The organism is Microbacterium phyllosphaerae (assembly GCF_050628115.1).
In the GTDB taxonomy this organism is placed as follows: Bacteria; Actinomycetota; Actinomycetes; order Actinomycetales; family Microbacteriaceae; genus Microbacterium; species Microbacterium phyllosphaerae_A.
Window position 1 is genome coordinate 353,703 of the sequence record NZ_CP192502.1, and the last position, 13,368, is coordinate 367,070.

A 13,368-nucleotide genomic window follows, 5' to 3' on the forward strand; every position below is an offset into this window, starting at 1 on the left:
TGCATCGACCGCCGGGAAGGAACCGCGCCGTGTCCTACAGATCCGGGTTCTGGAGTTCATCCGCTGCTCTCGATTGGGAGCACGGCCTCGTCGCGGGCACGGGCTCGCTCGGCGCCGTGTTGTCCGGGACCCCGGCACGGCACGTCGTGCACGTCTGCCACGAGGAGTTCTTCCTGCCCGTGAACTCGGCCATCCCCGCGCCGCGCATCGGCGAGCGGATCACCGAGGTCCGCGCGGCGCTCCTCGCCGGGGACACGGATGCCGCGGCAGGGATCACATCGGCAGCCGCGGCGGAAGACGGCTACGACGGACGACTGATCTGGACCGACCCTTTCATCCCGGTCGGCGCGATCTCGTGGATACCCGACGACCCGACCGAGGAATCGACCTACCGCAGGGTCGGCGACTTCACGACGGGTCGGGTCGAGGCGGAATGGATGACCGCCGCCGGAGAGCGGAGCAGCATCGCCCTGATCCCCGACCGCGCCGGGGGAACCCTCGTGCTCGAACTCTTCTCCACCCGCGAGGTGGCCGGCGTACTGACTCTCGACTTCGGTCCCGACGAGCAGATCGAGGGCGACTACCCCTCAACCGACTACGGAGTCTTCCTGACCTCGTCCGAGCCCGTGTTCGAGGGCGGTCGACTGACGGTCGACGTCGAGGTCGACGCGCAGGCGCTCCCCGCGTTCGTCCGCGAGCATCCGCCGAGCCCGTCGCAGCCCACGGGCGCGCGGCTCGACGTCGATGTCTCCGGTGGCCTCGATCCACACCCGGTCGACGGCGGCGTGCACATGCGGCTCCCGGCAGGCGTTGCCGTGCGCCTGCCGATCCGCGTCCAGCTGTCCGGCGGTCATGTCGAGGCGGCACCAGAGGTCGACGCTTCGCATGCATCCCTGTTCGCCACGACGTCGCTCGATCTGCACAGCGGCGTCGACGACGCCGTCTCTTATGACGACGTGCTCCGCGGGGCACGGACAGGTGACGCGGACCACGTGCTGGCCGCCCTCGAACTCGCCTTCGCGTCGGGGCGGCACACGATCATCTCCTCCACCGGGGTGCTGCCGCCGACGCTGGTCGGCATCTGGCAGGGAACCCGTCGACCGGCCTGGTCGGGCGACTGGACCCAGAACGGCAATGTGCAGCATGGCGGAGTGGCCTCCCTGGTCGCGTCCGGCACCCCGGAGCTGTTCACCTCCTACCTGCGCGCGCTCTTCCGTCACGTCGAGGACTACGTCGAGAACGCGCAGCGCGTGTTCGGCGCTGACGGCTGGCTGCTGCCCGCCCGCTTCGACTCGCACGGCCGTAGCAACCACTTCGCCACCGCGTACCCCCACCTCTACTGGATGGCCGGTGGGGCGTGGGTGCTCCGCCTCGCGTGGGATCAGTTCTGCGCGACCGGTGACCTCGGGCTGCTGCGGGAGTACGCCTGGCCGCTCGCCCGGAACGTCATGGCGTTCGCGACGTCGGTCGCGTCCGCTGACGAGGCCGGAATCCTCCACCTCGCGCCGTCGTACTCGCCGGAGAACACCCCGGCCAATCGCACGAATCCGCTCGCGGTCGATGCGACCATGGACGTCGCCGCGTTCCGGGACGCCACGCGACTCAGCGTCCGGATCGCCGACCTGCTGGGCGAACATGTCGATCGCACGGCCTGGGAGTCATTCGCCGATCGCCTTCCGCCGTTCCGCGTCGCGGACGACGGGACATTCGCCGAATGGCTGGATCCGGCGTTCGACGAGCAGCTCGCGCACCGTCACGTCTCGCAGCTCTACCCGTTCTGGTACGAGGAGGATGCCGCCGCTGAGACGCCCGAACTCCGCGCGGCGGCGCGCGAGACGATCCGCCGGAAGCTGGACTGGCGGGACGAACGGCCCTGGGCCGGACAGGACGGCCACCAGGAGATGGCGTTCGGTCTGGTGGGTCTGGGCCTCGCAGCCGCGCGGCTCGGTGATACGGACTCCGCCCTGCGGTGCGTCGAGTCCCTCGCCCTCGACTTCTGGCGCCCCAACGCGGTCTCCACACACGACGGCGACTCGATCTTCAACGTCGATGCGAGCGGTGGCCTCCCCGCCGTCGTGATCGAGATGCTGATCCAGTCGCAACCCGGGTCGCTGAGGATCCTCCCGGCGCTGCCTGCGTCATGGCCCTCCGGTTCGATCCGCGGCGTGCGAGCGCGCGGCGGCGTCGTGATCGACGAGCTGATGTGGGATGCCGATGGCGCCACGCTCTCACTTGCGCTCGTTCCCGGATCGGATGCCGCCCGCCCCGGCGACGTCGTCTCGGTGACCGGCCCCGGCGGCTCGCTCTCGGTCGACCTGTCGCACGGACCGCGCACCGTGCGGCTCGATCGCATCCCCCAGCAACGACAGAAGCAGCCGCGACAGACCACTGAAACGAAAGCCGACACATGACGCAGAACAAGCAGGCCCTGATCGTGCGGGGAGGGTGGGACGGACACGAGCCGCTGCAGACCACCGACTCGGTGATCCCGTTCCTCGAAGCGGAGGGCTTCGACGTCCGGGTCGAGGAGGGGACGGCCGTCTACGCCGATGCCGCGACCATGACGAGCATCGACCTCATCGTCCAGGTCAACACCATGAACACGATCGCCGATGACGAGCTCGCGGGGTTGATCGCCGCCGTGGTCGCCGGCACCGGACTGGCCGGATGGCACGGCGGGATCGCGGACTCCTACCGCAACAGCGCCGACTACCTGCAGCTGATCGGCGGGCAGTTCGCGCATCACGCCGCAGCGCCGAAGGAGGAACGCACGGGCGAGCAGTCCGACCACTACCTCGACTTCACCGTGAACATCGTGCCCGAAAGGCGTGATCACCCGATCGTGTCCGGCGTCGAGGACTTCTCCCTGCACACGGAGCAGTACTGGGTGCTCTCCGACGCCTACAACGACGTGCTGGCGACGACCGAGATCGTGCACCGCGACTTCGACGCCTGGCACCACTCGTTCACAACTCCGGTGGTGTGGACACGGCTGTGGGGTGCCGGCCGCGTCTTCGTCTGCACCGCCGGGCACAAGCTCGACGTCCTGAATGAAGCACCCGTGCGCTCGATCATCGAGAGAGGGCTGCTGTGGGCAAGTCGCTGAACGGGGTCGCCGGTGCTCCGCTGAGAGTCGGGATGGTCGGCGTCGGCTTCATCTCGCGGATGTACTTCGAGACGCTGCAGCGGATCAGCGACGACGTGCGACTGGCCCGCGTCGCCGATCTGGATGTTGAGCGCGCCGCGGCCGTCGGCGCCGCCCAGGGAGTCCCCGCTGGCGGCGTCGACGACCTGCTCGCGGATCCGGACGTCGACATCGTGCTCAACCTCACGATCCCCGCCGCGCACGCGGACATATCCCTCCGTGCGCTCGAGGCCGGAAAGCACGTGTACGGCGAGAAGCCGCTCACCGTCACGCTGGCGGAGGCGCGGACCGTGCGCGAACTCGCCGCGCAGCGCGGTCTCTGGGTGGGCTGCGCTCCGGACACGGTGCTCGGAACCGGCATCCAGACCGCCCGTCGCGCCGTGGACGACGGCCTCATCGGACGACCGGTCGCAGCGACGGCGACCATGGCGATCCCGGGTCATGAGGCGTGGCATCCGAATCCCGACTTCTACTACGCGCCTGGCGGGGGACCGCTCTACGACATGGGTCCGTACTATCTGCACGCGCTGATCACGCTGCTCGGCCCGGTCGTGCGGGTCTCGGCTGTCGCGTCGCGTCCGCGAGACGAACGGACCATCGCCTCGGGCCCGCGCGCGGGCGAGCGCGTTCCCGTGCTCACCGACACGCACATCACCGGTCTGCTCGAGCACGCCGGAGGTGCCACGACGACGCTCACGATGAGCTTCGACACCGTGGGCACCCGCGCCGTCCCGATCGAGGTGCACGGGCTCGAGGGATCGCTGATCGTGCCCGACCCGAACGAGTTCACCGGCACCACGCTGCTGAAGGTCCGAGGCAAGGACTGGGAGCCGCTTCCGGTGTCAGCGGGCTACGAGGAGAGCGCCCGCGGATTCGGCCTGCTCGACTTCCATCGGACCGCGCCCGGAGACGTGCCCCGCGCGGACGCGGGCATCGCCTTCCACGCTCTCGAGATCATGGAGACGATGATGACCGCCTCGGTCGAGGGCCGACGTCTGGACCTCGGCCCTGCGGCGGACCGGCCGACTGCCGTGCCCCTGACGTCACTCTGAAGGACGCAGGCCCGGCGCTCAGCCGGCCTGCGCCTCAGACGGCCCACACCTCAAGGGAGACGGACGGCAGCCCCGGCGCGGACGCGGTCAGCACGACGCCACTCGCACCCGACGAGCGGACGACCGCGAGCGCGCGCCCGTCGTACAGGCGATGGCGGGAATCGGCGAACGACTCCTCGGTCTCCGGACGCGCGCTGCCGAATCCCTGCAGCGCCCCCGCACCGTCGACGTCGATCTCGATCTCCACGTCGCCGTCGGTCGCTCGCACGCCGAGATCGTCCACAAGCTCGACGACGACGAACGCGAGGCAGTGACCCGCGGCATCCGGATCGGAGAGTTCTGCGCTCAGCGCGAGCCGACGATCGGTCCCGGCCGCCTGCAGCGCCGTGCGCTCGGCGGGGATGCCGTCGCGCACGGCGACCGCCTCCAGCGCGCCCGGCACGTACGGCACGGCGAACAGGGCGCGGAATCCGTGCTCGACTCCGGCGGGCTGTCTTCCGAGCGAGGATCCGGCGAGGAACAGCTCGACCTCGTCCGCGTCACTGTAGACCTCGACCTCCAGAGGATCTGCGCCGGCGTCGGGCCACGTCCAGGAGGGGATGCTGTCCGTCCACGACCAGGGGGCGGGCTTCATCTCGCGACCTCGGGTACGCGGCCGTCGCACGGCGATGAAAGGCTCGGGGCGCAGGCCGTAGACGACCTCCCGGTAGTACGACGCGGGGCGCCGTTCACCCGTGATGTCGATGTCGCCGGCGGAGGAGAGGAGGAACGGGTAGGCGCCGAGCGCCCCACCGCCGGGCTGGTCATCGCGGTAGTGCATGCGCCCGAGGCCGGGTTCGCCGAGATAGTCCCAGCCGGTCCAGGTGAAGTCGCCGATGACATGAGGGTTGGCGAGGACGAGGCCCCACAGCCGGTCGATCCGAGTAGGGAACGTCTCAGATCCGACGATGACCCGATGCGGGTACCGCTCGTGGTCGATCTCGTAGCGGGCGTCCTGATAGTTCATCCCCGCGATGTCGAGCGCACCGTAGGCCTCTTCGGTCAGTTCGGCGACGGCATCGGTGACGGCCAGAGAACTCATCCGCTCCGCGAGGCTCAGCGAGCGGGCGTTGATCTCGGTCACGGGCTCCAACGACGCGCCGCCCAACAGCTCCGGGTCGATGTCGACGGCCTCGTCCATCACGAACAGCGCGCCGTTGACTGCCGCCGTCACGTAGCGGGTCGGGTCGAGCGTGCGCGTCGCAGCCGCCATCGCCCTGGTCAGTGCGCTCCCCGACCGCGTCGCCGCCTCAGGGATCTCGTTGCCGATCGAGTAGACGATCACGCTGGGGTGGTTGCGGTCCTTGCGGACCATCGCCTCGAGATCGGACCGCCAGCGCTCGAGGAAGACATCCGAGCCGTCCTCGGGCGACTTCGCCACCGTCCACACGTCGGTGAGCTCGTCCATGACGAGCATCCCGAGCCGATCGCAGGCGTCCAGCATCGCCCTGCTCATCGGCTGGTGAGCACTGCGGATCGCGTTGAAGCCGGCGGCCTGGAGGATCGCGACCCGGCGCACCTCCGCGGCATCGAACGCCGCGCCGCCGATGACCCCGTTGTCGGCGTGCACACAGGCCCCGCGCAGCTTCACCGGCTGTCCGTTCACTCGCAGACCGCGCCGCGCGTCCAGATGAAGCGATCGGATGCCGAAGGTCACGTCGCTCCGGTCCGTCTGGCCCTCGTCCCCGTCGCCCGTGGTGAGAAGAGATGTCGCGCGGTACAGGTCCGGAGTGTCGACGGACCAGCGCCGGGGCGCCTCCACGAGGATGCGCTGACTGACTTCCGCCTCGCCTCCAGCTGGCACGCTGACCCTGGTCCGGTCCACGCCGACGACGTCGCCAGCGGGGCTCAGCATGCTCGTCTCCAGCCACCGCACGACGGGCACGGTCTCGCGGTTGTGCACCGTGGTGATGATCTGCACGAGCGACGACTCCACATCGTGCTCGGGAGTGGTCACCACGACGCCGTCGAGGGGGATGTGCACGCGGGGTCCGACGGCGAGGTGCACGGGTCGGATGATCCCTCCTCCGGTATACCATCGCGCGTCGCGGTCGGCACGGAATTCGACGACGATCTCGTTGTCGGCGCCGTAGCGCAGGAACGTGTCGAGCTCGACGAGCAGAGCGGTGGTCCCGGACGGCTGACGGGCAGCGAGGTCCCCGTTCAGGAACACGGCGGCGGAGCGGTGGACGGCCTCGAATTCGAGGACCACATGTCGATCGTGCCAGTCCACAGGGGCGAAGATCCGGGTGCGGTACTCCCCCTTCACGCCGGGAAAGTAGCCGGAGGCCATCTGGCGCGAGTCCGCGACACGCGCCGTCGCAAGCACCGCATCGTGGGGGACGGCGACCGGGCGTGGATCCCCCGGGCTGCCGCCGGTGAGCTCCCGATACTCCCATGGCCGTGAATACGCATCCCGCTGCATCCGGGTCTCCTCTTCAGTGACGACACGTCACGCTAACATCGTGGCCAGTTCGTGTAAACATCAGATCTTTCACTCGTTATGCCAGTAGCATGGAGTGAGTCGTGATCGAGGTGCCGCGAAGTGACAGCCGTCAGAAACACCGAAATCTCGATGATTTCAATGGAGAATCGATTTGAGCGTTCGAGTGACGTGGCGATCGACGTAGGGGCAAACCTCTACGAGAGCAGTGATAGATCGAATGATCTCCGATCTATCACCAGGAAGAAGGTACGACTGATGGCCACCATCACCGGCGTGCGCGTGCACGACATACGCTTCCCCACCTCGCTCGACGCCGACGGCTCCGATGCGATGAACAAGGACGGCGACTACTCCGCCGCCTACGTCGTCCTGGAGACCGACGGCGACCTGAGCGGCCACGGCTTCACCTTCACGATCGGACGCGGGAACGACCTGTGCGCAGAGGCAGCCCGGCAGCGCGCCCAACCTCTGATCGGTCGCGACGTCGATTCCCTTCTGGACGATCTCGGAGGGATCTACCGCGAGCTCGCATCCGACTCGCAGCTGCGATGGTTGGGGCCCGAGAAGGGTGTCGTCCACCTGGCGATGGCGGCGGTCATGAACGCCCTCTGGGACATGGCCGCCCGGCGCGCCCGGGTGCCGCTGTGGCGGCTACTCGTCGAGATGACCCCGGAGCAGCTCGTGGATGCGGCGGATCTGCGGTATCTGTCCGACGCCCTGACTCGCCAGGAGGCCCTCGACATCCTGCACGCGGCCGCCCCGCTGCGTCAGCAGCGCATCGCGGAGCTGACCGCCCGCGGCGGCTACCCGTGCTACACGACCAGCGCCGGCTGGCTCGGCTACTCCGACGACAAGCTGCGCACCTTGCTGCGAGAGGCCGTGGACGAGGGCTACAGCCACTTCAAGCTGAAGGTCGGCGCCGATCTCGAAGAGGATCGTCGGCGACTGCGGGTGGCCCGCGAGATCATCGGGTGGGACGCCGAGCTCATGATCGACGCCAACCAGGTCTGGGATGTGCCGCAGGCGATCGACTGGATCAACGAGCTCGCGGAGTTCCGCCCGCTGTGGATCGAGGAGCCCACGAGTCCCGACGACGTGCTCGGACACGCAGCCATCCGCAGAGCCGTCAGCCCCATCGGCGTCGCGAGCGGTGAGCACGGCATGAATCGCGTGCTCTTCAAGCAGATGTTCCAGGCCGAGGCGATCGACTTCTGCCAGCTGGACTCAGCCCGCCTGGCCAGCGTCAACGAGATCCTCTCCGTCTATCTCATGGCCCACAAGTTCGGAGTCCCGGTGTGCCCGCACGCGGGCGGTGTCGGGCTATGCGAGCTCGTGCAGCACCTGTCGATCTTCGACTTCGTCGCCGTATCAGGGTCGCTGGACAAGCGCCTCACGGAGTACGTCGATCACCTGCACGAGCACTTCGTCGATCCCGTCGTCGTCGTCGGCGGGCACTACCTGCTGCCCTCGAACCCGGGATACAGCGCGGAGATGCTCGAGGACAGCATCCAGCGCTACGAATTCCCGACCGGCGGCCACTGGGTGGAGTCGGAGGCCGCGGCTGTGCTCATCACGTCCTGACCACTCACGCCTTCGACGCCGGCGGCTCGTCGCCCTTGACGTGGTGATCGGCGGCGAAGACCTCGACGCCCAGCAGATGCGCGGCCATGCGGATGCGAGCGCGCTCCGCATCACGCGTACGCAGGGCAGCCAGAATGGCCCTGTGATCGGCGTGCGCTTCGCCGAGGGAGTCCCGCTCGGTGATCGCGCGCCAGAGGCGCCCGCGCAGGGTGCGGGTCATGAGGCTGTCGATCAGCGCGGCCAGGGCGGGGTTGCCGCTGGCGATCGCGATCTGGCGGTGGAACGCGGCATCGGCATCGATGAACGACTCGGGCTCGAGCTCGCCCGTGACGAGTCCGGCATCGATCTCTGCGAGGATGCGCTCCAGTGCGTCGAATTCGTCATCGGTGAGCCGCACCGCGGCCAGACCGGCCGACTCCGTCTCGAGCACGCGACGCACCGCGAGCAGGTCGACCGACTGGTTCGCCTCCTGCAGACCGGCCCAGAACTCGAGGTGACGCAGGAGAGAGCTCGCGTCGAGCTGCGTCACGTACGTGCCGTCGCCCTGCCTCGTCTCGAGCACGCCGAGCGTAGCCAGCGATCGTACGGCCTCGCGCAGAGAGCCACGGGAGACGCCCAGCTGCGCGGCGAGCTCCTTCTCGACCGGGAGCCGGTCCCCCGCTCGCAGCTCACCGGACGCGATCATCCGCTTCACATGGTCGATCACGTGATCCGACCGGGAGAGGGAACCCGTCGGGAGGTCTTCAGTCTCAGCAGTCACGTGCCCAGTGTAGAACGTCGGACGAATATTCCCCTCGGTACCGCACTACCGCTTATCGGACCGAAAGATTCAATCAATCGACAAGCATCCTGCGAGAAATCGTGACCCTTGGCGGTAATTGACACAGATTGATCTGACGTTTATCGTGAAGTGTGCCTGCATCGAAGCAGAGAGGAAGCCAGATGAACATCCGCCCGAGGTTGATCGCCGGTTCCCCTCCCCGTCCCACTTCCGCCCGCCTCGCGAGGTCCTCATGGTGAGCCCGCCCGGTGTCGGCCTCGATGTCGGCGGCGTCACCCGCAAGCTCCGCGACCGGCGCAACTCCCGCGGGTTCCGCGGACTCAAGCGCAGCTGGCGCCGGCATTGGCAGCTCTACCTGCTGATACTGGTCCCGATCGCCTACTTCGTCATCTTCAAGTACATCCCGATGGCGAACGCCATCATCGCGTTCAAGGATTACAACGTTATAGACGGCGTCTGGGGAAGTGATTGGGCCGGAGTGAAGCACTTCGAGCGCTTCTTCAACAACCCGATGTTCTGGCCGGTGCTCCGCAACACCTTCATCCTCTCCGCGTACGTCGTCCTGGCGAGCTTCCCGATCCCGATCATCCTCGCGCTCGCGCTGAACGAAGTCCGCCTGCGGTTCTTCAAGAACACCGTGCAGATGGTCACTTACGCCCCGTATTTCATCTCGACGGTCGTCGTCGTCTCGATGACGATCCTCTTCCTGTCACCACGGCTGGGCATCGCCGGCCACGTGACCCAGTTCTTCGGCTTGGGATCCATCGACTTTCTGAGCGACCCGGAGTTCTTCCGTCACATCTACGTCTTCAGCGACATCTGGCAGACGATGGGCTATTCCGCCGTCATCTATCTGGCGGCCCTCGCGGGCATCGATCCCACGCTCTACGAAGCCGCGCGGGTCGACGGCGCCACCCGCTGGCAGAAGATCCGCAACGTCGATCTACCGGGCATCATGCCCACCGCGATGATCGTGCTCGTCCTCGGCGTCGGCAACGTCATGGCGATCGGCTTCGAGAAGGCCTATCTGCTGCAGAACAGTCTCAACATCTCGCAGTCCGAGATCATCGCGACCTATACGTACAAGGTCGGTCTACTCAGCGCCGACTTCAGCCAGGCGGCGGCGATCGGACTGTTCAACGGCGTGATCAACCTCGGACTGCTGCTCGGTGTGAACGCGATCGTGAAACGACTGACAGGAAACGGACTGTGGTGAACACGATGCTGAAGAAGACCTCCGGCGAGGCCGGCAGGAAGTCGCGTCTCCCGAGGTCGCGCAACGACTTCACGCCGACGCGCATCAAAGAGCCGGTGGTCGACCGGTGGTTCATGGCAGGCGTGTACATCCTGCTCACCACCTTCCTGCTCGTGGTGCTGCTGCCCCTCGTCTACATCCTCGCCAGCTCCTTCAGCGATCCGCTTGCGGTCTCGTCGGGCCAGGTCACCTTCTGGCCGATCGACTTCACGCTCGAGGGCTATCAGCGCGCGCTCAGCGACAGCTCGATCCTCACCGGATTCGGCAACTCGCTGTTCTACACGATCGCGGGCACCGCGATCAGCCTCGCGCTCACGGTCGCGATCGCCTATCCGCTGTCCCGACAGGACTTCTGGGGCCGACGCGGCATCACGGTCTTCGTGGTGTTCACGATGTTGTTCGCCGGCGGCATCATCCCGATGTATCTCGTCGTGCAGAACCTCGGCCTCCTCGACACCCGATGGGCCATCATCCTCCCGCAGGCGATCGGCGTCTGGCAGGTGATCATCGCCGTCGCGTTCTTCCGGTCGTCGATCCCCGACGAACTCTACGAAGCGGCACAGCTGGACGGTGCGAGCGATCTGCGCTTCCTCTTCTCTACGGTGCTGCCGTTGTCCAAACCGCTGCTCGCGGTGATCGCGTTGATGTACGCGATCTTCCAGTGGAATTCCTACTTCGACGCACTGCTCTATCTGCGCAATCCGGATCTCTTCCCCCTCCAACTCGTGCTCCGCAACGTGCTGATCCTCAATCAGGCCGCCCCCGGCCTCGACGCGGCCGCAGCCATGGAGCGGCAACAGCTCGCCGACCTGATGAAGTACTCGCTCATCGTCATCTCGACGGTGCCGGTCATGCTCGTGTATCCGTTCGTCGCCCGCTTCTTCAACAAGGGGATCCTGATCGGGGCCGTCAAGGGGTGACCGTGGGCGAGCAGATCACCTGGCGTCCTGGCGCCATCGAGCTCGACGTCTCGATGCCGGACGACGGACCGCCGACGGTCTGGCGCCTCGCGCGGGTCGGCGACGAGAGCACTCCCGATCCGGCATCCGCTCTGCCGATCGCCGAGATCCACCTCGGCGGCGAGGGTTCTGGAGTCTCCTCGTCGGAGCGTCTGATGGGCAGCGCCGCGGGGCGTCGACTGCGTTTCGTCGGCCACCGGGAGTGGCACGAAGACGGGATGGCGCATCTCGAGGTGACCTCGCAGGACCCGGTGACGAACATCAGCGTGATCTCACGATGGTCGAGCTGGCCGGACCTGTCGGTCGCGCGATGCGAGACCGAGGTGGTCGCTGGCGCAGATCCCGTCGAGCTCCGCGCGGTCTCGTCGGTCGCACTCGGCGGTATCTCGGCACCGGGCTCGAACTGGTGGCTCGACCACGAGGTCGGCTTCGCGCACAACACCTGGTTCCGCGAGATGGTCTGGCAGCGTCGCCTCCCGGCTGAGCTCGGACTCGACGACGCGGGACTCGACCAGTGGGGCATCACCAGCTCCCGCGCGTCGTTCGCCATCGGGCAGCGCGGAAGCTGGTCGACCGGCGGTCACCTGCCTATGGGCATGCTGCGAGCCCGGGATCAGTCTCGATCCATGCTGTGGCAGGTGGAGCACAACGGAGCCTGGCGCTGGGAGCTGGGCGATCAGGGCGGAGCGCTGTACCTCGTGGCGAGCGGGCCGACGGACCAGAGCGCTGCGTGGATGCGCCGCCTCGCGCCCGGCGAGCGGTTCTGCTCCGTGCCGACGACCATCGTCCTCGCCGGGGATGACGACGCGCTGTTCGGAGCTCTCACCCGCGCGCGGCGCCGCATGCGTCGGCCACACTCCGACAACGAGGCGCTGCCGGTGATCGTGAACGACTACATGAACGCCCTCATGGGCGACCCCACGAGCGAGAACATCCCGCCGTTCATCGACGCCGCCCACCGTGCGGGCGCGGAGATCTACTGCATGGACTCGGGCTGGTACACCGACGGGGCGACCTGGTGGAACGACCTCGGGTCGTGGGAGCCGTCGCGCCGCCGGTTCCCCGACGGCCTTCACGCGATGACGGATCGAATGCGCGACGCCGGCATGGTGCCGGGTCTCTGGCTCGAACCCGAAGTTGTCTCGGTGTCGAGCCCCGTCGCCGCGGCTCTGCCGCCGGAGGCCTTCTTCCAGCGCGACGGACGGCCGGTCATCGAGTCCGGTCGAGTGCAGCTGGACCTCCGGCATCCGGCCGCACTCGCCCACATCGACGGCGCGGTCGAGCGGCTCATCACCGACCTGGGCCTCGGCTACCTGAAGTTCGACTACAACATGGATGTCACGCAGGGCACCGACGTCGACGCCGACAGCCCCGGCGACGGGCAGCTCCGCCACCAGCAGGTGCTGCTGAACTGGGTGCGAAGTCTCATGGACCGGCACCCCGGACTCGTCATCGAGAGCTGTGCGAGCGGCGGGCAGCGGATGGATGCGGCGACCCTCGCGGTGCACCCCGTGCAGTCGACGAGCGACAACCAGGATCCGCTGTTCACCGCGGCGATCGCGGCGGCGGCACCCACGGCTGTCACTCCCGAACAGGGGGCCGTGTGGGCGTACCCCGACCCGTCGTGGTCCGACGAGCGGATCGCCTTCTCGCTCGCGAACACCCTGCTGGGACGCGTGCATCTCGGCGGTCGGCTCGACCTTCTCTCGCCGCCGCAGATGGCGCTGGTGCGGGCGGGGCTGGCTGCGTACCGCGAGACGCGTGACCGACTCCCGGCGGCCGTGCCTTTCTGGCCCCTCGGCCTGCCCGGCTGGCATGACCCCGTCGTCGCCCTCGGCATGCGCGACGACGCGGGCGAACTACTCACCGTCTGGCGCCGTTCCGGTCCCCGCACCGTGTGGGTCCCGCTCCCGGGGCACACGGGGCGCGAGCTCGACGTGGAGATCGTGTTCCCGAAGGACTTCCCGACGCGAGTGGTGTGGGATGCCGACGTCGGCGAACTCGTGATCGAGCTCCCCGACGAGCCTGCGGCGCGGACGTTCCACCTGCGGCGCGCGTAGCCGCCGAGCCCCGTCTCGGGTGGATCGCCTCAGCTGAGGCGATCCACCCG

At 67.8% G+C, this 13,368-nt stretch carries 9 protein-coding genes; 7 read left to right on the forward strand and 2 right to left on the reverse strand.

Translation table 11 applies throughout. The features are described 5' to 3' along the window. The first annotated feature begins 29 nt into the window (after positions 1-29). From ACQ4LY_RS01615 to ACQ4LY_RS01625, 3 genes are read left to right on the forward strand one after another with little or no spacing between them, the layout of a single operon-like run. A complete protein-coding gene (locus ACQ4LY_RS01615) occupies positions 30-2,411 on the forward strand; it encodes a glycosyl hydrolase family 95 catalytic domain-containing protein (protein WP_431074252.1) in 2,382 nt (793 codons plus the stop codon). Further along, the gene (locus ACQ4LY_RS01620) at positions 2,408-3,106 is read left to right on the forward strand and encodes a ThuA domain-containing protein (protein ID WP_431074253.1); all 699 of its coding nucleotides are present in this window, start codon (positions 2,408-2,410) and stop codon (positions 3,104-3,106) included. The genes ACQ4LY_RS01615 and ACQ4LY_RS01620 overlap by 4 nt, the downstream gene beginning before the upstream one ends. Continuing rightward, positions 3,091-4,197: a Gfo/Idh/MocA family protein gene (locus ACQ4LY_RS01625; protein WP_431074254.1), complete on the forward strand. Its 1,107-nt coding sequence runs from the start codon at positions 3,091-3,093 to the stop codon at positions 4,195-4,197. Before ACQ4LY_RS01620 ends, ACQ4LY_RS01625 begins: the two co-directional genes overlap by 16 nt. A 34-nt stretch (positions 4,198-4,231) precedes the next feature. Here the strand turns inward: ACQ4LY_RS01625 and ACQ4LY_RS01630 are convergent, their stop codons facing one another. Continuing rightward, positions 4,232-6,661, reverse strand: a complete 2,430-nt coding sequence (locus tag ACQ4LY_RS01630; protein ID WP_431074255.1) for a glycoside hydrolase family 2 TIM barrel-domain containing protein — start codon at positions 6,659-6,661, stop codon at positions 4,232-4,234. A gap of 276 nt (positions 6,662-6,937) precedes the next feature. Between ACQ4LY_RS01630 and ACQ4LY_RS01635 the strand changes: the two genes are divergently transcribed. Then, positions 6,938-8,263 carry an L-fuconate dehydratase gene (locus ACQ4LY_RS01635; protein WP_431074256.1) on the forward strand — a complete coding sequence of 442 codons (1,326 nt, stop codon included), beginning with the start codon at positions 6,938-6,940 and terminating at the stop codon, positions 8,261-8,263. Positions 8,264-8,267: 4 nt separating this feature from the next. Here ACQ4LY_RS01635 and ACQ4LY_RS01640 read toward each other — a convergent pair whose 3' ends face one another. Continuing rightward, a complete protein-coding gene (locus tag ACQ4LY_RS01640; RefSeq protein ID WP_431074257.1) occupies positions 8,268-9,023 on the reverse strand; it encodes a FadR/GntR family transcriptional regulator in 756 nt (251 codons plus the stop codon). A gap of 253 nt (positions 9,024-9,276) precedes the next feature. On the opposite strand from ACQ4LY_RS01640, the gene ACQ4LY_RS01645 reads away from it, so the two are divergent. Genes ACQ4LY_RS01645 through ACQ4LY_RS01655 form a run of 3 tightly spaced genes read left to right on the forward strand, consistent with a single transcriptional unit; the run spans position 9,277 to position 13,318 of the window. Next, a complete protein-coding gene (locus ACQ4LY_RS01645; RefSeq protein ID WP_431074258.1) occupies positions 9,277-10,260 on the forward strand; it encodes an ABC transporter permease in 984 nt (327 codons plus the stop codon). A gap of 5 nt (positions 10,261-10,265) precedes the next feature. After that, on the forward strand, positions 10,266-11,219 hold the full coding sequence (locus ACQ4LY_RS01650; RefSeq protein WP_431074259.1) for a carbohydrate ABC transporter permease: 954 nt from the start codon (positions 10,266-10,268) through the stop codon (positions 11,217-11,219). 2 nt (positions 11,220-11,221) lie between these two features. After that, positions 11,222-13,318, forward strand: coding sequence for a glycoside hydrolase family 36 protein (locus ACQ4LY_RS01655; RefSeq protein WP_431074260.1), 2,097 nt, complete (start codon positions 11,222-11,224; stop codon positions 13,316-13,318). Positions 13,319-13,368 lie beyond the last annotated feature (50 nt).